Annotated in this window: 19 protein-coding genes; 1 reads left to right on the forward strand and 18 read right to left on the reverse strand. The window is 69.3% G+C overall.

What is annotated here, in order from left to right; all coding sequences use genetic code 11:
- Window positions 1–2: 2 nt before the first annotated feature.
- The 18 genes from A176_RS30435 to A176_RS30520 all read right to left on the reverse strand — a co-directional run bounded on the left by A176_RS30435 (window position 3) and on the right by A176_RS30520 (window position 22,071).
- Window positions 3–1,307, reverse strand: a complete 1,305-nt coding sequence (locus tag A176_RS30435; protein ID WP_002637889.1) for an ABC1 kinase family protein — start codon at window positions 1,305–1,307, stop codon at window positions 3–5.
- A 106-nt stretch (window positions 1,308–1,413) separates the two neighbouring features.
- On the reverse strand, window positions 1,414–2,499 hold the full coding sequence (locus A176_RS30440; protein WP_044890413.1) for a serine/threonine-protein kinase: 1,086 nt from the start codon (window positions 2,497–2,499) through the stop codon (window positions 1,414–1,416).
- Between the two features lie 390 nt (window positions 2,500–2,889).
- A complete protein-coding gene (locus A176_RS30445; RefSeq protein WP_002637891.1) occupies window positions 2,890–3,393 on the reverse strand; it encodes a hypothetical protein in 504 nt (167 codons plus the stop codon).
- A 177-nt stretch (window positions 3,394–3,570) separates the two neighbouring features.
- Window positions 3,571–4,374 (reverse strand): ABC transporter permease, encoded by an 804-nt coding sequence (locus A176_RS30450; protein ID WP_002637892.1) that lies wholly within the window; start codon window positions 4,372–4,374, stop codon window positions 3,571–3,573.
- A 2-nt stretch (window positions 4,375–4,376) separates the two neighbouring features.
- On the reverse strand, window positions 4,377–5,165 hold the full coding sequence (locus A176_RS30455) for an ABC transporter ATP-binding protein (protein WP_144429645.1): 789 nt from the start codon (window positions 5,163–5,165) through the stop codon (window positions 4,377–4,379).
- A gap of 69 nt (window positions 5,166–5,234) precedes the next feature.
- The gene (locus tag A176_RS30460) at window positions 5,235–7,640 is read right to left on the reverse strand and encodes a sensor histidine kinase (RefSeq protein WP_002637894.1); all 2,406 of its coding nucleotides are present in this window, start codon (window positions 7,638–7,640) and stop codon (window positions 5,235–5,237) included.
- Window positions 7,641–7,829: 189 nt separating this feature from the next.
- A complete protein-coding gene (locus A176_RS30465; RefSeq protein ID WP_002637895.1) occupies window positions 7,830–8,102 on the reverse strand; it encodes a DUF5985 family protein in 273 nt (90 codons plus the stop codon).
- A gap of 9 nt (window positions 8,103–8,111) precedes the next feature.
- Window positions 8,112–8,372: a DUF5985 family protein gene (locus A176_RS30470; protein WP_002637896.1), complete on the reverse strand. Its 261-nt coding sequence runs from the start codon at window positions 8,370–8,372 to the stop codon at window positions 8,112–8,114.
- Complete coding sequence (locus A176_RS30475; RefSeq protein WP_002637897.1) at window positions 8,365–8,766, reverse strand: hypothetical protein; 402 nt, start codon at window positions 8,764–8,766, stop codon at window positions 8,365–8,367. Before A176_RS30475 ends, A176_RS30470 begins: the two co-directional genes overlap by 8 nt.
- Before the next feature lie 30 nt (window positions 8,767–8,796).
- On the reverse strand, window positions 8,797–9,957 hold the full coding sequence (locus tag A176_RS30480; RefSeq protein WP_002637898.1) for a response regulator: 1,161 nt from the start codon (window positions 9,955–9,957) through the stop codon (window positions 8,797–8,799).
- On the reverse strand, window positions 9,954–10,511 hold the full coding sequence (locus tag A176_RS30485; RefSeq protein WP_002637899.1) for a chemotaxis protein CheB: 558 nt from the start codon (window positions 10,509–10,511) through the stop codon (window positions 9,954–9,956). The genes A176_RS30480 and A176_RS30485 overlap by 4 nt, the downstream gene beginning before the upstream one ends.
- Window positions 10,508–11,344, reverse strand: coding sequence for a CheR family methyltransferase (locus tag A176_RS30490; protein WP_002637900.1), 837 nt, complete (start codon window positions 11,342–11,344; stop codon window positions 10,508–10,510). The genes A176_RS30485 and A176_RS30490 overlap by 4 nt, the downstream gene beginning before the upstream one ends.
- Window positions 11,341–17,796: a HAMP domain-containing protein gene (locus A176_RS30495; RefSeq protein WP_193409810.1), complete on the reverse strand. Its 6,456-nt coding sequence runs from the start codon at window positions 17,794–17,796 to the stop codon at window positions 11,341–11,343. Before A176_RS30495 ends, A176_RS30490 begins: the two co-directional genes overlap by 4 nt.
- Window positions 17,797–18,028: 232 nt before the next feature.
- Complete coding sequence (locus A176_RS30500) at window positions 18,029–18,853, reverse strand: hypothetical protein (RefSeq protein WP_002640891.1); 825 nt, start codon at window positions 18,851–18,853, stop codon at window positions 18,029–18,031.
- 7 nt (window positions 18,854–18,860) lie between these two features.
- Entirely contained in the window at window positions 18,861–19,226 is a 366-nt protein-coding gene (locus A176_RS30505; RefSeq protein ID WP_002640890.1) for a response regulator, read from the reverse strand.
- A gap of 28 nt (window positions 19,227–19,254) precedes the next feature.
- Window positions 19,255–20,730 (reverse strand): ATPase domain-containing protein, encoded by a 1,476-nt coding sequence (locus A176_RS30510; RefSeq protein WP_002640889.1) that lies wholly within the window; start codon window positions 20,728–20,730, stop codon window positions 19,255–19,257.
- Between the two features lie 100 nt (window positions 20,731–20,830).
- Entirely contained in the window at window positions 20,831–21,184 is a 354-nt protein-coding gene (locus tag A176_RS30515; protein ID WP_044890377.1) for a DUF3703 domain-containing protein, read from the reverse strand.
- A 74-nt stretch (window positions 21,185–21,258) separates the two neighbouring features.
- Window positions 21,259–22,071: a helix-turn-helix transcriptional regulator gene (locus A176_RS30520; RefSeq protein ID WP_226994031.1), complete on the reverse strand. Its 813-nt coding sequence runs from the start codon at window positions 22,069–22,071 to the stop codon at window positions 21,259–21,261.
- A 159-nt stretch (window positions 22,072–22,230) separates the two neighbouring features.
- Between A176_RS30520 and A176_RS30525 the strand changes: the two genes are divergently transcribed.
- The gene (locus tag A176_RS30525) at window positions 22,231–23,772 is read left to right on the forward strand and encodes a PAS domain-containing sensor histidine kinase (protein ID WP_044890376.1); all 1,542 of its coding nucleotides are present in this window, start codon (window positions 22,231–22,233) and stop codon (window positions 23,770–23,772) included.

Below are 23,772 nucleotides of genomic sequence, written 5' to 3' on the forward strand. Positions count from 1 at the left end.
GCTCAGGTTGGCAGGTCCGTCACTTCCAGGAACACCGCGCGGAAGTCTCCCCGCGCGCCGATGAGCCGGAGGTTCTGCGCCAGCCCGCCCGTGGAACGGAAGAACATCACCGCCTCCGCGGGCGGCTTGATGCGCAGGAAGCGCGGCGCGTTGCGAGAGAAGTGGTTGCGCATGTCGCGGTTGATTTCGCACGTCGCGTAGTCGTAGTCCGGCAGGCGCATGGGGCGCCCGGCGATGCGCAGCACCTCCGCGATGAGCTCCTCGGCCTCCGCGTCCGGCAGCTCCACCGTGAAGCCCACCTCCCGGCTCATGGCCAGGATGTCCAACGGCTCCATGCGCATCGTCAGCGAGAGCATGCGCTGGTTGGTCTCCACGAAGCGCGGGGAGAAGCGCTTGATGGAGCCGAAGTCCAGCAAGCCCAGCCGCCCGTCTGGCATCACCATGAAGTTGCCCGGGTGCGGGTCCGCGTGGATTTCGCCCGCGCTGAAGAAGGGCACATACGTGGCGAGGATGAGCTGACGCGCCACCCGGAAACGCTCCTCGTTCGAGGGCTCCGTGGGCAGCCAGTCCTTGAGCGTGAGGCCCTCCAGCAGCTCCAGCGTGAGCACCCGCTTCGCGCTGTGACTGGCGATGACGCCGGGCACGCACAGCTCGGGCCGCGAGGCCACGCTGCGCGCGAAGCCCTCCGCCAGCGAGGCCTCGCGGCGGTAGTCCAGCTCCAGCAGCAGCTCGTCGCGGAACTCCTGGAAGTAGGCGGAGCCGTCCATGAGGCGAGACGCCTTCGACACCGTCTTCACCACCAGGCCCAGGTTCTCCATGTCGTGGGCCAGGGACGCGTCGATGCCGGGGTACTGCACCTTCACCGCCACCGCCCGCCCATCCTCCAGCACCGCGCGGTGCACCTGTCCCAGCGACGCGGCGGCCAGCGGCGCCTGGCTGAACTCGCGGAAGAGCGCCTCGGGCGGCGCGCCCAGCTCCTCCTCCACCACGCGGGCCACCTGCGCGTAGGACATGGCGGGCGCCTGGTTCTGGAGCCGCGCCAGCACCTGGCGCACCTCGGGGGTGAGCAGGTCCGGGTCCATGGACACGGCCTGCCCCAGCTTCATGGCGGCGCCCTTGAGTTCGCCGAGCGTGGAGACCAGCTTCTCGGCGGCCTCCTTGCTGAGCAGGTCCGGCGCGCCGCCCGCCAGCCGCTTCGCGCCGCTCTTGAGTACGTCCGTGCCCACCTGCATGGAGAGGCCCGCCAGCTTGCGAAGGCGGTTGAAGCGCCCCTGGGGAGGAAGCTTGTCGTCGGAGTCAGAGGCCATGGGAACTGAAGGGATTAACGAGGAGCGCCTCGCAAGACGCAAGACATGACACCCCCTCCTGACAGCCAGGCCGCCCTACCGGGAAGCGGACATGTCACCCAAGAGGCTACAGCGCGTACCAGCCCGCGAGCCCTCGCAGGCTCGAGGGACTCAGTCCCACCGCGGCCCCGTCCAGCGCCAGGGAGGCCTGCAGGGCCTCCCGCAGGGCGCCCGCGCTCGAATAACGGTCCGCCGGGCGGCGCGCCATCGCCTTGACCAGCACCCGTGACAACGTCGAGGGCAGGTCTCCGCGCGACGACGGCCCTCGGCATGCGGGGCCCGGCAGGGACGCCTCCGCCCCGCGCCCGCGCAGGTGCCCGGTGAGGAGCAAGGTGCCCAGCTCGCCCACGGCGTGGAGGTCCGCGCGCAGGGCCCGCGACGTGTCGTCGCCCGCCGTGCCAGACACCACCGGGTCGAGCGTGTCCGTGGCCGCCGGCGTCCGCTCCCCCGCGCCGGGCCCGTCCGCGGGAGGGAGCAACCGGGCGATGGCGAAATCCAGCAGCTTCACGTGCTGCCGGCCCAGTGCGTCCGGGACGAGGAAGACGTTGGCGGGCTGGAGGCTCCCATGGGCGATGCCATGCGCGTGCGCGGCGGCCAGCGCGTCACACACCTGGCACAGCAGGTCCACCACCAGCGCCGGGGACAGGGGCTCCTGGGTGAAGGCCGCGAGGCTCTGCCCCTCCAGGTACTCCATGACGAGGTAGGGACACCCGTCGCGCATGCCCAAATCGTAGAGCGACACGATGTGCGGGTGCTGGATGAGCGTCAGCGTGCGCGCCTCCGAGAGGAAGCGGGCGACCCGCGCCGAATCCCGCGTCACGTGCGCGTGGAGCACCTGGATGGCCACCTGCTTCTGGATGAGCGCGTGCTCCGCGAGCAGCACCGTGCCCAGGCTCCCGCGCCCCAGCTCGCGCAGCAGCCGGAAGTGTCCCAGTTGCTGACCAATCAGCGAGGGCGCGCCGGACGCGGACCGCGCCTCCGTGGCGAGCAGCGTCCCCACCCGAGACAGACACTCCGCCGAGGACTGCGCGCGGGCCGGACGCGCCCGGGACGGGCAGTCACAGGCCCCCACATGGGCGGGCACGCAGCCACACGCGGGCCCCATGGCCGGAGGGAACAGGGGAACGGAGGTGGTGAGGTCCATCCTGGACATGGAGGTCGGGACCACGCGAGCACATTCAAACGGACGTGAAGCCGTGACGGTGTCGTGCGGAACGCGCGCGATGGCGCTCTGGAGTCCCCCTCCTTTCAGACACAGGCAACCGCCCGTGACACGAAGACCCTATCGCCGCCAAGACACAGCTCGCGACGGCCCTCCAGGACGTGCGTCGAACGCGCAACGGCCGCGGTGTTCGCCGGCGTACGCACGGCGTCGAAGCGTCCAGCGGCGGAAGTTTCCATGTGCTCGGAGCACGAGGGCGGAGCCTGCACGAATGTGCTGCGCTCAACGCCCGTCATCTCGCCGCGGGGCGAACACCTGGCCCGCACGCGCGGGTACCTCCCTGCTCGACCGCGAACAGGGAGGCACCTCGCACCGGGTGCGTCAGCCGATGATGGGCTCGCAGAACCCTTCAGCACCGCACGTCAGCCCGAAGCAACACGCGGCCCCTTCCCCGCATGCGCCGTCCACGGGCACGCACGCCGGAGCGCCCGCGTCCAGGCCGCCACCGCCCGCATCCGGCGCCCCGCCGCCTCCGTCGGCCTCGTGGCCACAACCCGCGTCGTAAGGCTCCTCACCCGAGCCCGCATCGGGCTCACCGCTCCACTCACACGGGCCCAAGGTATCGCCGTGTCGCTCGTGCGCGGGCCATGCCGCCGCGCCCACCGACAAGGTGTGCGCGTTGGCGGGGTTGCCCGGCGGGTAGTGGCAGAGGGTGACCTTGCCAGAGGCCGCGGCTTCATCGTCCCTGCCACCCAATCCACCGCTCTGTGGAGACTGCGTGTCGGGTGAATCATCATTCACCGGTGAGCCGCCGCAGCCCCCCGTGAGCAGCGCGCACAGCGCCACCGCGACGGCGGAGGAGAACACAGGCTTGAGGCTTCGCATCGAGACGCTCCTGGTACGAGGGTCCAATGGCCATCACCCGCGCACGCCAGCGATGCGTTCAGGGCTCAGCCCCCGCGGATGCGGCCACCACGCAGGAAGGACCCAGGCATTCGTGCTCCGGCCACCCTTGAAACATCACGGAGCACGGCACGACAGCGAGGATGAAAACATGTGCTGTCAGCTCACGCTTTCGGCGCTGTATCGCGCGATGAGTCCGGTGCGAACGGCCTCGCGGTGAACCCGCGTGAAGAAGGCGCACGCGAGCAGGATTTCCACCACCGCCAGACCCGCGCCCCATAGCAACGTCGACACATGAAACGAGCCCCCGGCCGCGAGTGCGCGCATGCCCTCGAACACGTAGGAGGGCGGCAGGACCTTCGAGACGGCCTGCATCCACGCGGGCAGCGTGGACAGGGGATAGAAGACGCCGGCGAAGGGCGATAGCAGCGCGGGGATGGGCCAGACGAACCACTCCGACGCCGGCCCCAGTCGCAGCACCAGCGCGCAGCCGAAGATGCCCAGCGCGATGCCGAACAGGAACAGCACCAGCAGGAAGGGCACGAAGAGCGCGCCGTACATCGCGAAGGACAGGCCGAAGACGGTGCTGGCCAGCACCAGCATCACCACCAGGCCCAGGGTGCTCGTCGCGATGCTGGAGAGCACCAGGCCGCTCAGGTATTCGGAGATGGAGAGCGGCGACGCGAACATGTTGAGGAAGTTGCGCGACCACACGTCCTCGAAGAACACCATCGTCACGCCCTGCATGACGCGGATGAAGAAGTCCCACAAGAGGACCGCGCCCAGCAGCGCCGGGACGAAGTTGTACGGCTGCGCCGTGATGTCGTTGAGGTAGCGGCTCATGAAGCCCCACAGCACCATGTCGATGGCCACCCAGGCGAAGAGCGGCAGGAAGCGCGCGACGCTCCCCCTCAACAGGTAGTAGTGGCGCAGCGAGACGGCGGCGGCACGGTGGAGTCGCATGGTCAGTTCCGTCCCAGCGCGAGCGGCTCGCGCGCCACGGTGATGAAGAGCTCCTCGAGCGAGGGCTGGCCATGCTCGCGGGGCAACGTGCGCGGGTCCCCTTCCAGCAACACCTGGCCGTGCGACAGGAACATCACGCGATCACAAACCTCCTCCACCTCGTACATGTTGTGGGACGTCCACAGCACGCCGCCGGTGCCCTCCGCGGCGAACTCGCGGATGCGGGTGCGGATGTCGCGCGCCGTCGCGGGGTCCAGCGACGCGGTGGGCTCGTCCAGCAGCAGCAGGCTTGGCCGGTTGAGCATCGCCTTCGCCAGCGCCACGCGGGTCTGCTCGCCGGAGGACAGCACGCCACACTTCGCGTCGCGGTACTTCACCAGGTCGAACTGCGTGAGCAGCTCCTCGATGCGCGCGCCCAGCGCCTTCACCCCGTAGATGAGGCCGAAGACGCGCAGGTTCTGGTACACGGTGAGGTTGCCGGGCAGCGGCGAGTAGACGGCGGCGAAGTTCGTCAGCTCCAACGCCGCGGAGCGCTGGGACGCCAGGTCCAACTGCTGGATGTGGATGGTGCCGGACGTGGGCGCGAGCACGCCGAGCACCATGTTGATGGTCGTCGTCTTCCCGGCGCCGTTGGGCCCCAGCAGTCCGACAATCTCGCCCCGCCCCACCTCGAACGAGACACCATCCACCGCGGCCTTGCCGCCGTATTCCTTGCGCAGGCTCGCCACCGACAGCACCTTGGACACCCCGGCGCTCGCCTGCGCCCCGGGCCCCGTCCCTGAAGTCACCATGGCGCGCACTATGCCGTGGCCCGGGCCCCAGGCACGCGCAACCTGCACGCTGACGACTTCCCGACGCGCTCAGCGCCCGCCGCGGGGCAGACGCACGGTGAAGACGGAGCCCGCCCCGGGCCGGCTCTCCACCTCGATGCGCCCACCCATGGCGTCGACAATCTGCCGGCTGATGTAGAGCCCCAGCCCCAGGCCGCCGTAGTGCCTTTCGGACACCGCGCGCTCGAAGCGGCCGAACAGGCGCGGCAGGTCCTCCGCGGCGATGCCAATGCCCTCGTCACGCACGGACACGCGCACGTCCTTCTCGCCCTCGAAGGCCGCCTCCACGAGGACGGGCCGGCCCGCGCCGTACTTGGCCGCGTTGGTCAGCAGGTTCACCAGCACCTGGTCCAACCGCAGCGAATCCCACCGGCCCGGCAGCGGCCCGGGGACTTCCACGCGCACCGAGCAGCCCGCCTGGGTGAACACCTCTTCCATCCGGTCCACGGCGTCGCGCACGGCCTGTCCCAGGTCGATGTCCGCGGGCTCCAGCGTCAGCCGCCCCAGCGAAATCCGGCTGACGTCCAGCAGGCTGTCCACCAGCGCGCTCAGCCGCTGCACCTGCCGCATGGCCGTGGCCAGCCGGGGCCGCACCCGCTCCCGGCCCTCCTCGCCCACGGCGCGCTCGATGAGCCCGTGCTGCAGCTTGAGGCTGGTGAGCGGCGTCTTCAGCTCGTGGCTGGCCACGGAGAGGAACTCGTCACGCAGGCGCACCGCGGCCTGGGCATCCCGGTAGAGCGACGCGTTCTCCAGCGCCACCGCCACCCGCCGCGCCAGCTCCTCCGCCATGGCCACGTCGGCGGTGACCAGCCTGCGGCACGGCGCCGACGTCCCCAACGTGATGACGCCCAGCGTGCGCCCCCGCGTGCGCACCGGCACCGCGAGCAGGGAGTGCGGGTTCAGCGACTCCAGGAAGGCCCGGTGCCCGTGCCCCTGGCTCATGCGCTCGAGCAGCTCCGGCCCCACCTCGGGCAAGAAGCGCGTCTCCCCTGACAGGAAGCACTCGCGCGCCGGATGCAGCGTGCCCTCCACCCAGGACGGTGGCAGCGCGGCCAGCAGCGACACATCCCGCTCCTGCTCGCGGTGGGACGCGGCCACGCACCGCAGCTCACCGTCCGAGCCCACCAGCTCCACCAGGCAGTAGGTGGCCACGTTCTCCGCCGCCACCCGCGACAGGTGCTCCAGCGTCCACTCCACGTCGTCCAGGTGCTCGGCCAGCGCGCGGCTCGCCTCCAGCAGGAAGAAGAGCCGCTCCTCGGCCTCCTTGCCGACCTCCAGCGCCAGGTGCAGCTTGCCGCCGCGCTCCCGCAGCGCCTCGTACAGCGCCGCGCGCTCCAGCGCCTGCGCGCACTGCTGCGCCAGCGACGACATGAAGCCGCGCTCCTCCGCGAGGAAGCGCTGCGGCGTGTCCCACGCGAACATCAGGAAGCCCCGGACGCGGTGCTCCACCTTCAGCGGCAGCGCGGCCCACGCGCCCGTGCCCATGACGCCCAGCACGTCCCGCGCCGGCTCGGGAATGGCGCGCAGCACCGCCTCGTGCGTGCCGAACCACTGGGGCTCCAGTTGCGACAAGGCGCGGTCCAGGAGCGGCACCTGGTCCGCCCACAGCCCCCGGAGGCTGTCGAGCACGGCCGGCGCGTAGCCGAAGGAGCCCAGCACGTGGAGCCGTCCATCCTCCAACATGCCCAACACCGCGCCGCGCGAGGGCCCCGCGGGCCGCAGGTCCTCGTGCATCAGCGCCTCCGCCACGTCCTCGGCGGTGGCCGCGCGGGACAGCGCCGCGGTGACGGCCTGGAGACGTTCGGTGCGCTGCTGCACGCCGCGCGCCTCCGCGTACAGCAGTGCGTTGTCCAGCGACAGGCTGGCGCGCCGAGCCAGCTCCAACGCCAGCTCCAGGTCGGCCGCGCCCGGCGCGCCGGCCTCCTCGCACCGGACCAGCGACAGCGCGCCCAGGACGCGGCCTCGCGCCAGCAACGGCACGATGAGGCCCGCGCGGATGCCCAGGCGCCGCGCCACCTCCAACTGCGCCGCCGTGCTCACCAGCCCTGGCAGCGTCGCGTCCGGGACCTCCGGCAGCAGCGCGGCCTTGCCGGTGCGCAGCACCTCCGGGATGCCCCCCGCGGCCGCCAAATCCAAGGGCTGAAGACGCGCCAGCTCGAGGACCAGCGCCGCCTGCTCCGGCGCCCGGTGCGCGGCCGCCACGCGCTCCACGCAGCCGTCCGCGGTGAGCACGTCCACCGCGCACCAGTCCGCCAGCAGTGGGACGGCCAGCTCCGCGAGCCGCTGGAGCACCGTGCGGGACTCCAGGGAGGAGGACAGCAGCTCCCCCGCGCTCGCCAGGAACGCGATGCGCTCCTCGGCGTCGTCGCTCCCCCGCAGGCGAGCGGACGGCCCGGCGCCACCCGGCAGGCCCTCCGCCACGAAAGGTGGACGCACGTCTTCCCTCTCCGTGGAGCCGGGCCCTTCGGGCGCGTGCTCGTCCACGGACTCGGGCCGCGGGGATGAAGAAGGGCGGCGCGACATGGGTGCCCGAGATAATGACGCCGTCGCCATGCCGACAACGGCACTCCGACGTAGGTACGAGACAACTGTCAGGTGGATGACCTGCCAACCGGTGGCGCGGGATTAACCCGCGCCGCGCCGGCCCGCGCGGTTCTTGTCCCAGATGGCGTACAGGATGAGCAGGAAGGCGAAGAGCCGCACCACGTAGATGTAGTGGCGCCGCTCGTCATCCGTGTCCATCAGCGCCGCCACCACCGCGTTGCCCCCCAGCATCGTGAAGGCCAACGCGAAGAAGCCGAAGAGCCGGTCCTTGGACTGGACCCAGAAGCGGAGGAAGAACAGCGCGCACGCCAGCCACGCCATCGCCGCCGCACCGTTGAGCATGGGCTTGAGCATCAGGGCACCTCAGGATGCGTCCCAGATGAGGCCATAGAGCAGGATGGAGGCGCTGGACAGCGTGGCGATGAGCCGTGGCATGAACAGGTCGATGCTCGACGGCAGCACCACCAGGTCCACGAAGAGCAGCACGTTGCTGACCACCATCCCCACGAAGCACAACCCGCTCCACAAGAGCAGCCGCGTCCCCGTGCGCTTGTAGGCTCGCAGCAGCATCACCGCGCACGCCAGGCTCGTCAAAGCGCAGAGGATGTAGACCGCTTCAGCCATCACCGTCCCTGTCCTTCTTCAGGATGAATGCCTCGGCAAAGCCTCGTACCTTGTCCAGCGGCCGCGAGAAGATGAACGAAATGATGCTGACACGCTTCACGCTATACACGGCCGCCAGTTCCGTCACCGCCTGGACATCCTCCGACGACGCGGGACTGTAACGGTAGGATGGGGGCGAACCTCCATCGCTCACCAGCATGCGGCGCTGTGTCAGGTCCTCCAGTCGGGAGGTGGCGGAAGTATCTGTAATGCGCAGTTCCAGACTCACCGCCGATGCCGTCCACTCCCTGTCCGCGCGCGCACGAAGCAGGAGGAGCACCTCCAGCTTCTCCAGGGAGTCGATGTGCGTCGAGATGAAGCGCTGGACCCGCGGCGGGATTCCGGCGTCACTCACACGACCACCTTGCCCATGTTATTTTGTGCGTCAACCATTTCTCGCCCGGCGATGTTCACCGCCCGGGGCGTTGAGGTTGTCCGCCTGGCCGCTGTCCTCCGCAGGAGAGGAGCCATCCGCATGCTCCTGGCCGGGCCTGCCGGTGGACAGACCTGGCAGGTTCCTCAGCACGTCGATGAGCCGGGCGAGCGACCCCGCGTCCTCACCCCGTGCCTCCAGTGTAGCGATGTGCTCCGTCACCGGCAGGGGCAGCCAACCGTGGCTGGCGGTGGCTCGCAGCGCCGTCACGTCCATCAGCGCCAGCAGCATCGTCTCCGGGCGGCCGTGCATGCGCGGCAACCGCTCACAGTAGGCGAGCACCGAGCCGCGCCGCCCATTCACTTCCCATTCCACGGGAAAGGCCTGGAACACCTCGCCTCGGGTGGCGCGCCGCAAGGGCAGCGCCTCCTCGGCGAGGCGCCGTCCATCCTCCCCGCGAAAGCAGGCATCGGCGTGCAACACGCGCGCCTCGCGATAGGCCAGACATCCCGCCGCCAGACCCTGGGCCGCTTTGTTGGCCAGCAGCGTGTGCCCGCTGCCCGGCTCCACCAAGGCCAGCGGCATGGGCAGCGCGGCCAGTACCGCCTCCAGCCAGCGGTGCTGATTGCGGCTGGCCTCGGAGCGCAGCCGCTCCGCCTCCACGCGCCGCTGCGCCTCCAGCAGCTCGCGGGCGTGCTCGCGCTGCTGCGCCTCACGCAGGGCCTCCGCTTGCCGCCGCACCAGCTCCGTCTTGCGGAACAGCTCCACGAAGACGCTCACCTTGGAGCGGAGGATGGACGGCTCGAAGGGCTTGAGCAGGTAATCCACCGCGCCCATGGCATAGCCGCGCAGCTCCGGATGCGGTCCGCGGGACAGGCCCGTGAGGAAGATGAGCGGCGTGCCCCGGCTGCGCTCGCGCTCGCGGATGAGCTGCGCCGTCTCGAAGCCATCCATGTCTGGCATCACGACATCCAGGAGGATGACGGCGAAGTCCTGGGTGAGCAGGTGGCGAAGCGCCTCGCGGCCGCTGCGCGCGGTGATGAGCCGCTGCCCGAGCGGCGCCAGCGTGGCCTCCAGGGCCAGCAGGTTCTCCTGTTGGTCATCCACCAGGAGCAACGACGCGGGCTCCAGCGGCGGCGTGGGCAAGCGCTCGCGGGTGGGACCGCCGGTCAAGGTTGCACCTTGGAGCGCGGCACATAGGCCAGCCGCGCGAGCCACCCTCCTACGGTTCCCAGCGTCAATCGCGACATCTCGCCCTCCTCCCCTTCGCCCCCGGTTTGAAAATCCCCCACCACCGCCACGCGTCCGCCGCGTGCGTGCAGCGCGTGCAGGCCCGCCACACCATCCTCGTGCCCCGTGAAGAGCAGCCCCGCGGCCCGAGCCCCCTGGCTGTCCGCCGCGGACTCGAAGAGCGCGTCCAGGCCGGGCCGCTGCCCATGTTCGGGCGGCTCCACGGACAGGGCCACGCAGCCGCCATCCACCAGCAGGTGGTAGCCCGCGGGGGCCAGGTACACGCAGCCGGGTTGCAGCTCGTCCTTGTCGTCCGGCTCCACCACGGGCAGCGCGCAGCGGCGGCCCAGCGGCGCGGCCAGCGCGTCCAGCGGCCCCCGGTGCAGCGCCAGCACCACCGGCACCGAGAGGTGGGGCGGCAAGAGCGCCAGCACCGACTCCACGTCCGCCGCCGCGCTGCGCGGCGCCCCCATCACCAGCAAGCCCATGGGACTCATGCCACCCTCCGGTAGATGCGGCCGCAGTCCTCCAGCGCCTCGTAGGCCCCCGCGTGGGGCGTGCGCGCCACGGTCTCCTTGCGTCCCAGACACAAGAAGCCGAAGCGGGCGAGGCTCTCGAAGAGTCGGCCGTGCACGTGGTTGTGCAGTGCGCGGTTGAACGTCAGGAGCGTGTCCCGGCACACGATGACGTGGAACTCGTTGAACGAGCCATCCGTGGCCAGGTTGTGCTGCGTGAAGAAAATCCGGTCGCGCAGCTTGGGCTGGAGCAGCGCCCAGTTGCCGTCACGCGTGTAGTAGTCGCTGAGCGCGCCCTTCCCGCCCGCCTCCAGGTAACGGCGCGCGTCCTCGTCCGTCGGGAGCGGCAGCACCCCGGTGCGCGCGTCCGCCAGCAGGCCCTCGCTGGCGTCGGACGCATACAGCCGGCACTTCCCCCACAGGCCCTCCTCGTGCAGCAGGATGGCCAGCGCGTAGCTGTCCTCCCCGGTGCCGCAGCCCGCGTGCCACACCCGCACGGACGGCCAGGTGCGCAGCACCGGCACCACCCGGGCGCGGAAGTCCCGGAAGAAGGCGGCCTCCGAGAAGAGCGCCGGCGGCGTGCAGGACAACGTCCGCAGCAGGGCGTCCATCGCCTCGGCGTCGTGCAGCACGCGGCCCTGGAGGGAGGAGAAGCTGTCCAGCCGCTCCTCGCGAAGGTGGTGTCGCAGCCGCCGCAAGAGCTGCGGCCGGGAGCGGCTCCGGAGGTCGAAGCCCCACTGCCGGGCCACGCCCTCCAGGAGCAGGTCCACCTCCAGCGCCTCCAGCTCCGCGCCGCGCGCGCCGGGCCCCGTCATCCGGAGACCTCCGTACGCAGCCCTCGGGCCAGCGCCCCCCGGGGCGCGTGCAGCCACACGCGCAGCAGGCTGAGCAGCTTCTCGATGTCCACCGGCTTGGTGATGTAGTCGGACGCGCCAGCCTCCAGGCACTTCTCGCGGTCACCCTTCATCGCCTTGGCCGTCAGCGCCAGGATGGGCAGGTGGGCGAAGCGCTCCATGCGGCGGATGGCGCGCATGGCCTGGTAGCCGTCCATCTCCGGCATCATCACGTCCATCAGCACCAGCTCGATGTCGGAGGACTTCTCCAACTGCTCGATGCCCTCGCGCGCGCTCTCCGCGAAGGCGACCTTCATGCCGTAGCGCTCCAACACGGTGTTGAGGGCGAAGATGTTGCGCACGTCATCGTCCACCACCAGCACCTTGCGTCCCACCAGCAAGGGGTCGCGCTCGCGGGCCTTCTCCAGCATGCGGCGCTTGGGCTCCGTCAGGGCCGAGGGCGCGCGGTGGAGGAACAGGCTCGTCTCCTCCAGCAGCCGCTCCGGGCTCTGCGCGTCCTTGACGACGATGGCCTCGGCCACGCGCCGCAGCTCCGTCTCCTGCGCGCGCGTCAGCTCGCGGCCGGTGTAGACGATGAGCGGCGGCCCGCCCGCGCCGTGGGCCTCGCGGATGCGGCGGATGAGCTCCGCGCCGGGCATGTCCGGCAGGCCCAGGTCCAACACCATGCAGTCGAAGCGGCGCTCGGACAGCGCGGTCAGCGCCTCGGCCGCCGTGCCCACCGCCACCGTCTGCACGTCATCGCTGCCCAGCAGCTCCGTCAACGTCTGACGGTGGACGGCGTCGTCCTCCACGATGAGCAGGCTGCGGCCCTTGCGCTCCACGAAGTGCTTGAGGGACTCCAGCGCCGCCTGCGCGGCCTCCGGGTCCGCCGCCGCGAGCAGGTGGCCAATGGCGCCCAGGTTGAGCGAACGCTCGCGGTGGTCCTCCGCGGACACCGTGTACACGGGCAGCGCGCGGGTGGCCGCGTCGTGCTTGAGCCGGTCCAGCACCACCCAGCCCGCCATCTCCGGCAGGTCCAGGTCCACCGCCACGGCCGCGGGCCGCGCGTTGCGGACGGCGTCGAGCGCGCCCTCCACCTCCGTGGACACCAGCACCTTGAAGCCCGTGCCCTGGGCCGCGGAGCGAAGGCGCGCGGCGTGGTCCGCCAGGTGCGTCACCGCCAGCAGCACCCGGTCCCCGGGCTGGATGGAGCCTCGGTCGTCATCGATGTCCAACCGGTTCAGCGACGGCAGGGACGGCTCCGCGGACGGAGCCTCCACCGGCGCGGCCACCACCGTGGCGGGCAGCGGGCCGTACTCCCAGCGCGACGGCTCCGGCGGCGGGCGCTCCGCCATGAACGTCTGCGGCAGGTACAGGGTGAAGGCGCTGCCCCGGCCCACGTCGCTCTCCAGCCGGATTTCGCCGCCGAGCAGCCGCGCGATTTCGCGGCTGATGGACAACCCCAGGCCGGTGCCGCCGTACTTGCGCGCGGTGGAGCCGTCCGCCTGCTGGAAGGCCTCGAAGATGATTTGATGCTTGTCCTTCGGAATGCCGATGCCGGTGTCCACCACGGTGAAGGCCACCACCGCGGGCGCGACGGACAGCGTGGCGTGGTCCGGAGACCAGCCGCTCTTCGCCAGGCCGATGTGCAGCGACACCGTGCCGGCCTCGGTGAACTTGAAGGCGTTGGACAACAGGTTCTTGAGCACCTGCTGGAGGCGCTTGGCGTCCGTCTCCAGCTCGCCCGGCAGCGAGTCCGCCAGCGCGATGTGGAAATCCAGGCTCTTCTTGTCCGCCACCTGCCGGAAGGTGCGGTCCACGAACTCGCGCAGGTCGCCGAAGCGCAGCGGCCCCACGTCCACGGCCATGGTGCCGGACTCGATTTTCGACAGGTCGAGGATGTCGTTGATGAGCTCCAGCAGGTCCGCGCCCGACGCGTGAATCGTCTTCGCGAACTCCACCTGCCGCGACGTGAGGTTGCCGTCCACGTTGTCGCTGAGCGTCTGGCTGAGGATGAGCAGCGAGTTGAGCGGCGTGCGCAGCTCGTGGCTCATGTTGGCCAGGAACTCGGACTTGTACTTGGACGTGAGGCTGAGCTGTTCGGCCTTCTCCTCCAGCGCGAGCTTGGCCTGCTCCACCTCGCCGTTCTTCCGCTCCACCTCCGACTTCTGCTCGGAGAGCAGCCGCGCCTTCTCCTGCAGCTCCTCGTTGGTGCTGCGCAGCTCCTCCTGCTGGCGCTTGAGCAGCTCCTCCGACTGCTGGAGCGAGGTGGCCTGCTGCTCCAGGCGCTTGTTCGTCTCCGTCAGCTCTTCCTGCTGCTTGCGGAGCTCGTCCGTCAGCGCCTGCGACTGCTTGAGCAGCGCCTCCGTGCGCATGTTGGCGGCAATCGTGTTGAGCACGATGCCGATGGACTCCGTGAGCTGCTCCAGGAAGCCCATGTGGACCTCGCTGAAGGTGTGGAACGAGGCCAGCTCGATGACGGCCTTGACCTCCCCTTCGAAGAGCACCGGCAGCACCACGATGTTGCGCGGCACCTCTTCACCCAGGCCGGACGCGATGCGGATGTAGCTGTCCGGCACGTCCGACAGGAGGATGGGCTCCTTCTCCAGGGCGCACTGCCCCACCAGCCCCTCGCCGTACTTGAAGGTGTTGGCCAGCCCCTTGCGCTGACGGTACGCGTAGGACGCCAGCAGCTTGAGCATCTGGTCGCCGGCGTCCGCGCGCTCGGAGATGTAGAAGACGCCGTGCTGGGCATCCACCAGCGGCGCCAGCTCCGACAGGATGACCTTGGACACCGTGAGCAAATCCCGCTGCCCCTGGAGGACGCGGGTGAACTTGGCCAGGTTCGTCTTGAGCCAGTCCTGCTCCGTGTTCTTCCGCGTGGTGTCCTTCAGGTTGCGGATCATCTCGTTGATGTTGTCCTTCAGGGCGGCCACTTCGCCCTGCGCGGACACGGTGATGAACCGCGTGAGGTCACCCTTCGTCACGGCGGTGGCCACCTCGGCGATGGCGCGCACCTGCGTGGTGAGGTTGGCGGCGAGCTGGTTCACGTTGTCCGTGAGGTCGCGCCAGATGCCGGCCGTTCCAGGCACGCGCGCCTGTCCGCCCAGCTTCCCTTCGATGCCCACCTCGCGGGCCACCGTCGTCACCTGGTCGGCGAACACCGCGAGGGTGTCAATCATGCCGTTGATGGTGTCCGCCAGCTCCGCGATTTCACCCTTCGCGTCCACCACCAGCTTGCGCTTCAGGTCGCCGTTGGCCACCGACGTCACGACCTTGGCGATGCCACGCACCTGGGTGGTGAGGTTGGAGGCCATGGAGTTCACGTTGTCCGTGAGGTCCTTCCACGTGCCGGCCACGCCCTTCACCTCGGCCTGACCACCCAGCTTTCCTTCCGTACCGACTTCGCGCGCGACGCGGGTCACCTCGGACGCGAACGAGTTGAGCTGGTCCACCATCGTGTTGATGGTGTTCTTCAGCTCCAGGATTTCGCCCTGAACGTCGACGGTGATCTTCTTCGACAGGTCACCCTTGGCGACGGCCGTCGTCACCTCGGCGATGTTGCGCACCTGCGACGTCAGGTTCGACGCCATGGAGTTCACGTTGTCCGTGAGGTCCTTCCACGTGCCGGCCACGCCCTTCACCACGGCCTGACCGCCCAGCTTGCCTTCCGTACCGACTTCGCGTGCGACGCGCGTCACCTCGGACGCGAACGAGTTGAGCTGGTCCACCATCGTGTTGATGGTGTTCTTCAGCTCCAGAATCTCGCCACGCACGTCCACGGTGATCTTCTTCGACAAGTCGCCGTTCGCCACGGCCGTCGTCACTTCCGCGATGTTTCGCACCTGAGACGTCAGGTTCGACGCCATCGAGTTCACGTTGTCGGTCAGGTCCTTCCACGTCCCACCGACACCGCGCACAACGGCCTGTCCACCCAGCTTGCCTTCCGTACCGACTTCACGCGCCACGCGCGTCACTTCGGAAGCGAAGGACGAGAGCTGGTCCACCATCGTGTTGATGGTGTTCTTCAGCTCCAGAATCTCCCCGCGCACGTCCACGGTGATCTTCTTGGACAGGTCGCCGCGTGCCACGGCCATCGTCACTTCAGCGATGTTTCGCACCTGCGACGTCAGGTTCGACGCCATCGAGTTCACGTTGTCGGTGAGGTCCTTCCACGTCCCACCGACGCCGCGCACGATGGCCTGGCCGCCGAGCTTGCCCTCCGTACCCACTTCCTTCGCGACGCGGGTCACTTCGGAAGCGAAGGACGAGAGCTGGTCCACCATCGTGTTGATGGTGTTCTTCAGCTCCAGCACCTCGCCCTTGGCATCGACCGTGATTTTCTTCGACAGGTCACCCTTGGCGACGGCTGTGGTGACTTCGGCGATGTTTCGCACCTGCGACGTCAGGTTCGACGCCATCGAGTTCACGTTGTCGGTCAGGTCCTTCCACGTTCCACCGACACCGCGTACGACGGCCTGGCCACCCAGCTTGCCTTCCGTACCCACTTCGCGCGCGACGCGCGTCACCTCCGAGGCGAACGAGTTGAGCTGGTCCACCATCGTGTTGATGGTGTTCTTCAGCTCCAGAATCTCGCCCTGCACGTCCACGGTGATTTTCTTCGACAGGTCGCCGTTCGCCACGGCGGTGGTGACCTCCGCGATGTTGCGCACCTGAGACGTCAGGTTCGACGCCATCGAGTTCACGTTGTCCGTGAGGTCCTTCCACACGCCGGCCACGCCCTTCACGTCGGCTTGGCCACCCAGCTTGCCGTCGGTGCCCACCTCGCGGGCCACGCGCGTCACTTCCGACGCGAACGAGTTGAGCTGGTCCACCATCGTGTTGATGGTGTTCTTCAGCTCCAGCACCTCGCCCTTGGCATCGACCGTAATCTTCTTCGACAGGTCACCCTTGGCGACGGCCGTCGTCACCTCGGCGATGTTGCGCACCTGAGACGTCAGGTTCGACGCCATCGAGTTCACGTTGTCCGTGAGGTCCTTCCACGTACCGCCCACGCCCTTCACCACGGCCTGTCCGCCCAGCTTGCCCTCCGTCCCCACTTCACGCGCCACGCGCGTCACTTCGGAGGCGAAGGACGAGAGCTGGTCCACCATCGTGTTGATGGTGTTCTTCAGCTCCAGAATCTCCCCGCGCACATCCACGGTGATCTTCTTCGACAGGTCACCGTTCGCCACGGCGGTGGTGACCTCGGCGATGTTGCGCACCTGGGACGTCAGGTTCGACGCCATCGAGTTCACGTTGTCCGTGAGGTCCTTCCAGGTGCCGGCCACGCCCTTCACTTCGGCCTGACCGCCCAGCTTGCCCTCCGTACCGACCTCGCGGGCAACGCGCGTCACTTCGGAGGCGAACGAGTTGAGCTGGTCCACCATCGTGTTGATGGTGTTCTTCAGCTCCAGCACCTCGCCCTTGGCATCGACCGTGATCTTCTTCGACAGGTCACCCTTGGCGACGGCCGTCGTCACCTCGGCGATGTTGCGCACCTGAGACGTCAGGTTCGACGCCATCGAGTTCACGTTGTCCGTGAGGTCCTTCCACGTACCGCCCACGCCCTTCACGACGGCCTGTCCGCCCAGCTTGCCTTCCGTACCGACTTCACGCGCCACGCGCGTCACTTCGGAGGCGAAGGACGAGAGCTGGTCCACCATCGTGTTGATGGTGTTCTTCAGCTCCAGAATCTCGCCGCGCACATCCACGGTGATCTTCTTCGACAGGTCGCCCTTGGCGACGGCCGTCGTCACCTCCGCGATGCTGCGCACCTGGGCGGTGAGGTTGGAGGCCATGGAGTTCACGTTGTCCGTGAGGTCCTTCCACGTGCCGGCCACGCCCTTCACCTTGGCCTGACCGCCCAGCTTGCCGTCGGTGCCCACCTCGCGGGCCACGCGCGTCACCTCGGACGCGAAGGCGCCGAGCTGCTCCACCATGCCGTTCACCAGCCGGGCGGTGCGGAGGAACTCGCCGCGCAGGGAGTGGCCATCCACCTCCAGGGCCATGGTCTGCGACAGGTCGCCCTTGGCCACCGCGCCGATGACGCGGCCCATCTCGGTGGTGGGCTGGACCAGGTCGGCCACCAGCGTGTTCACCGACTCGACACAGTCACCCCAGGAGCCGAGCGCGCCCACCACGTTGCCACGCTGGGTGATGCGGCCCTCCTTGCCCACCACGGTGCCAATGCGCTCGAACTCGCGGGCCATGCGCTCGCTGAGTTCGATGATTTCGTTCAGCGTGTCCGCCACCTTGCCGGCGCTGCCCACCTTGTCCACCGGCATGCGCACGGAGAAGTCGCCCTTGCGCACGGCGGTGAGGACCCGCAGAAGCTGGCGCGAGTCGAGCGACTGAGAATCATCCTCCCGGGCTCTCGGCGGAGGGGGAGCCGCGAGGGGCGCGCGGCGGGAGGAAACCTTCTTCGTGGGCATATGCGTTCCTGGTCGGTCCCGGGGCGGAGGAGCACCAACCTCCGACCTGCGGGAATCTCGCAGCTCAGGCTCTTTCTCTCCCGATTTCGCAGACTTGGACCAGCCCCCCCGGGCCGCCCGGCTGGCCATCAGGCGACACTCCAGAAGGCCTTCGTCGGGCAGCCAACACTGCTCCGAGCGCGGCGCCACCGGGCGTGAAGCCCCGCCGCTCGCGCTGAGCGACCTGGCAGCCTCAGTTCCGAACGCGAGGCGCTGGCGCGCGGACGCGCACCTGCATTTCGGCGTCGCCCGCGACCACGTTGCTGAGCACTTCCCGCTGCGTGGGTGACAACCGTGCCACGGCGCGCAGCGCGGCCACCAGCACCAGCGACTCCAGCGGAGACGGCACGCCGATGCCGTCAGGCCCTGTCTTCAGCGGCAACGGCAGGCGGGGCGCGCGGCCCGCGGCAGTGAGCGCGGCCACGGCATAGGGCGGAGACGTGTCCAGCGTGACGGCAATCGCGGGCAGTTGGGTGGCGACCTCCCCCTGACCGCGCGCCTGCATCTCCATCAGCATCTGAAGCGCGCCGGGCTTGAAGTACAGCGCGAGCCCCGCGCGCCCGTCGCCCATGTGGAAGACACACCCTTCGAAGGCGTGATTCAACGGACCGGTGACGGCCACCTCGAAGGGCTGGCTGTCATCCCAGTGCGTCCAGGGCTTCGCGTCCCAATACTCCGTCGCCGCCTGCACGAAGAGCAGCGCCTTGTCGGACCCCAGCCCCGACAAGCCTCGCTGCCCCCAGGCCAGAAAAGTGGCGATGGCCGCGCACGAAGCAAGTGCCTGCGAAGGCGGCGCCTCCACCATCAGCCCCAGCCCTTCCGCCGCGGCGGTCAGCGCGGGCTCGCAGCGGACCTCCGCCGCCTCCACGCCCTCCAGCAGGGTCCGCAGCCCCGTGACGTCATCCGACTCGAACACGGGGGCCGCCGGCTCACCCGACTCCGAGATACGCAAGTACACCTGCACCTGCGTGGTGCCCTGGCTGAGTGGCACGGGGCCCAGCTTGAACAGATAGAACATGGGGGCCTCAGGCGCGCTTCGCGTCCAGGGCCTTTCGGACCTGTCGCATCAGCGCATAGATGTCGAAAGGCTTCTGGAGGAAAGGCATCCCCGGATAGACGCGCCGCAACGCGGACACGTCCACGGCACTCATCCCCATGAGTGTGACATCCTTGTAAGCTGGCTCGGTCCGGATGCGCTCGATGAGCGCGGGTCCGTCCATGACGGGCATCATCCAGTCGGTGAGGACCAGGTCTGGCCTGAGTTCCGCCATCCGCTCCAACGCCTCACGGCCGTGAGACGCCGTCAGCACGCGGTAGCCCTCCTCTCGAAGGAGGTCCGCCAGGGCTTCCAGGATGCCCTGCTCGTCATCCACCACCAGGACCGTCTCCATACGGGTGGCACTACTCCTCGCGGTTCGTTCAGTAATGGCCAGTGCCCGGGTGTCGGGCAAGTCCCGTGAGCAGGGTATCCACGGCGATATTGAAGGGTGGCAGCACCTCGATGCCCTGGGATGTGATGACGAACTCCCTCAGGGTGGGGTCATAGTGGGTGTCACGCATTTTGAAGATGCTCAGTAGCCTGCGCAGGCGGCCTTCAAGCTCGACATGTCTCAAGAAGAAGAGGTTCTCCGCTACAGCGGAAGGACCCACTTCCATTGGCACGTCCAACACCGGACCGAACAGCCGCGGCGTCTCCATGCCGAACAAGGTGGTGGTCCCTGTCTCGCGCAGCGCCTGCGTGAGGGCGGCGAAGAACGAGTTCATGCGCATCGGGTCCGGCGACGACTGCTGTATCGCGCTGAGCCCGTCCACGAACACCCGCTTCACCTTGCGCCGCCGCACCTCCGACACCAGTTGCTCGGCCAGGATGTCCAGGACGCACTCGGCGGGCGGCTGCCAGAGGATGCCCAGTTGTCCATTGTGCGAGGCGCTGCTCAGGTCGATGCCCGCGGACGCCACCTTGCCCAGCAGCCGGTTGGGCGGCTCGTAGAAGCCCATGAGGAGGCAGGACTCGCCCTGCTTCAGCCCCTCATACAGGAAGCTACAGCCCAGCATCGTCTTGCCCGCGCCGGGAGGGCCGAGCAACAGCGAGGTGGACCCCGCCGCCAGCCCCTCCGGGAAGAGCGCGTCCAGGGACGGCACGCCGAAGTGGACGCGGAGGGCGCCCGGGTCCGGTGGCGGCTGACGCGACACACGCGACTCCAGCCGGGGGAAGACCTCCAGTCCCTCGCTGCTGATACGGAACGTGTGAACGCCCTGCAACGTGGCGCTGCCGCGGAACTTGCGCACCTGCAGCTCGCGCCAGGAGCGCACGCCCAGGGTGCGCTCGCGCAGCTCCAGGATGCCGTCCACCATGGTGTATTCCGGATGGACGGCGGGGCCGTTGGCGCTGGTGAGCATCAGCGCCGTGAAGCGCGCCAGGCCCGCGGCGACCTGCAGCTCATGGATGAACTTCTTGAAGTCGCGGCTGCTGCCCGCGGCCTCCTGCGCCTGCACCAGGCCATCCAGCACCAGGATGCTGGCGTTGTGGTTGCGCACCTCGCGGCGCAGGAGCTCCAGGAGCCCCGGCAGGCCCTGCTCCTCCAACATGCGGAAGCCGCTGACGTAATAGACGCCCTCGGGCAGCAGCGCCGAGTCGAAGAAGGCCATGTCCCGCATGTTCGCCAACATGCGGGCATGGGACTCCGCGAGGAGCGTGACGTACAGACAGCGCGCCCCGGCGCGGCCCTGGTGGTAGCAGAGCTGGTTGGCGAAGAGGGTCTTCCCCGCGCCCGGCTCACCCACGACGATGTAGACACCCGAGGCGACGAGGCCGCCGCCCAGCACGGAGTCAAGCCCAGGCACGCCCGTAGAGACGCGTGCGTCCTGCCGCGAGGGTTGCTCGGAAGAGGACATGATGCCCGTTCCATACAGGAATTCGTCCGGGCGCGCGCCGTTGATGTGAGAAGAAAGCGGCCCACGGGTGGCCCCCGTGGACGGACACGGTGCCGCGGCGTCAGCGGTCCGCGTCCAGCAAGGCGCGCAGGTCGTCGGGGATGGGCATGGGCGTCAAGATGCCCACGTTCGCGCCCCCCGTGTTACCCAGCGGCGCCCTTCCAAGCCATGAGCCCGGAGCGGCGACCAGCAACCTCGCCACCTGTCCCCACAGCTCGCCCAGGTCACGCTGACGCCACCCGAAGCCCAGCATGCGCCAATGCACGCGAAGATGTGGCACCGCGTACGCCTGGCTCAGCACGTGGGCCCGCTCGAGGTGCCGCCAGGCGCGCGTCGGCTCGGCACGGGACTCGGCCTCGGTGGCCTCGCGCAGCTCCGCCTCGAAGGCGGCGCGCAGCTTGGGCTTCATCGACATCAGGAGTTCCTCCCGGTCAGCGACGTGGAGGACCACCCTGCCTCGAAGCGCCCGGCCGGACTTGTAAGAACACGCTATCGCGTGGAAGGCCGGACCCACTGCACCACGCCGGCGATGTCCGACGGGTTGAGCCCGAACGTGCGCCGGAAGGTGTGGTTCAGGTGCGCGCTGTCGGTGAAGCCCGCGGCGTGCGCGGCCTCGGTGAGGGACGCCCCGCGTTGCAGGTGCTCGGCGGCGCGATGCAGCCGCAGCCAGAGGATGTAGGGCCGCAAGGGGAAGCCCACCTCGGCGCTGAACAGGTGGGACAGCCGCCCCACGGACAAGCCCACGCGCGGCGCCAGAGCGGACAGGCGTACATCCTCGTCGAGCGCCGTGGGCAGCAGCCGCAGCAGCTTCTTCACCGCGGGATGGGTGGGCGGCGCGGTCCCCGCGTCGGCCTGAAGCGCTTGGAGCAGCGCCTGCGTCCAGGACTCGGCCTCCGCCCAGCGCACGGGGAGCCGGGCGCCGCCCCCTCCCAGGAGCGCCTCCCCCGCGCGCCCCCACGCCGCCGCGTCCTCACCGATGCCCAGGGTCCGGAGCTGGCGGCCCACCCGGTCCTCCGCGGGGACGTGGAGCAACACCGTCTCCATCGCCCCCTGGACGACGGCATGTTCGACGTCCGGAGGAACCACGGCCGCGCGACCTTCCACCTCCCGCTGGAGGGCATCACACAGACGGACCGGCGCCCCCAGGGAGAGCAGGACCTGGAACGTGGGGTGCGCGTGCCGGTCCGTGGGTGCCAGCGGCCCCGCGTACATCAACCATCGGGGACCGAAGAAGACGCGTCCCAGCCATTCTCCTGGCGACGAGGAGCGCGGGCTTCGACGGGCGCGGCGAGGAGGCGTCATGGGGCTTGCTTCGCACGCATCCTCGCACGATACCCCTCGCTTGACGCTGGCCGATGCACCCTGGGCGGATGGGACGGGTGGCACCCGCGCGCCAGGGTGCATTGATTGAGGGGAACCCGGGACACGGGAGAGCCCCCGCTCCAAGGGAGGGAGCGTGTGATGGCGCAGAGGGAGCCAGGCCTGGAAGCAGGCGCCAAAGCCGTCAAAGCCGTCCTCCATGCCCGGCGTGGACATGCGGCGCTGGTGGACAACATCGACGGCATCGTCTGGGAGGCGGACCCCTCCTTCCGCTTCGTCTTCGTCAGCAAGCAGGCGGAGCGACTGCTCGGCTATCCGGTGGAGCGCTGGCTCGAGGAGCCCCAGTTCTGGGTGGACCACCTGCACCCGGAGGACCGCCACTGGGCGCCCGACTTCTGCATGTCCGCGGTGCAGCAGTGCCTGCCTCACGAATTCGAATACCGGATGCTCGCCGCCGACGGCCGCACCGTCTGGCTGCGCGACATCGTCACCGTGCAGTCCGAGGAAGGCCGCGCCCGCAGGCTGCACGGCATCATGGTGGACGTCACCGAGCAGCGCTCCGCCCAGGAGCGGCTCGAGCACACCGTGTCCCTGCTGGAGGCCACGCTCGACTCGACGGCGGACGGCCTGCTCGTCGTGGACCGGGACGGGCGCGTCACCGCCTACAACCGCCAGTTCAAGCGACTGTGGGGCTTGAGCACGATGCAGGACTGCATGCAGGACGCGGCCCTGCTGAACAAGTTGCGTGAGCAAATCAAGGACCCGGAGCCCTTCCTCGCGCGGCTCCGGGCGCTGTACGAGACGCCCGAGCAGGAGAGCTTCGACGTCATCGAGCTGCAGGACGGGCGCGTGCTGGAGCGGTACTCCCTGCCGCAGTGGCGCCGGGGCGTCATCACCGGCCGCGTCTGGAGCTTCCGCGACATCACCGAGCGCGTCCGCGCGGGGCGCGTGCAGGCGCGGCTGCTGGAGGAGGCCCACGAGGCCATCCGCGTGCGCGATGACTTCCTCACCATCGCCGCGCACGAACTGAAGACGCCGTTGACGCCCCTGCGCCTCCAGCTCGAATTGATGAAGCGCGCCATGACCGCGAAGGAGCCAGTCCCCGAGGAGCGGGTGGACAAGGCCCTGGCGCAGGTGCACCGGCTGACGGCGCTCATCAACGATTTGGTGGACGCCACCAGCGTGGAGGCGGGCAGGTTGAAGCTGCGGCGCGCGCCGGTGTCACTCCACGAGCTGGCGCGCGAGGCGTGCTCGGACTTCCGCTCCATCAGCCCGGAGCACGCCTTCACGTGCGAGCTGCCCCCGGAGAACCTCCAGGTCCTGGGCGACCGGGACCGGCTGTTCCAGGTGCTGGCCAACCTCCTGGAGAACGCCATCAAATACAGCCCGATGGGCGGCGCGGTGCACGTCACGGTGTCGCGCGCACAGGACAACGCCGTGCTCACCGTGACGGACGCGGGCATCGGCATCCCGGAGGAGGAGCAAGCCCGGCTCTTCGAGCGCTTCTTCCGCGCGCGCAACGCACCGGTGTCGGGCTTCGGCGGCTTGGGCCTGGGGCTCTACATCTGCCGCGACATCGTCGAACAGCATGATGGCCACATCTGGGTGGAGAGCGAGCTGGGCCAAGGCTCCGTGTTCCACGTCTCGCTCCCCTTGCTCCCGCCGCGGGACGCCGAGGAGTGA

Origin of the sequence: Myxococcus hansupus, from assembly GCF_000280925.3 — a bacterium.
In the GTDB taxonomy this organism is placed as follows: Bacteria; Myxococcota; Myxococcia; order Myxococcales; family Myxococcaceae; genus Myxococcus; species Myxococcus hansupus.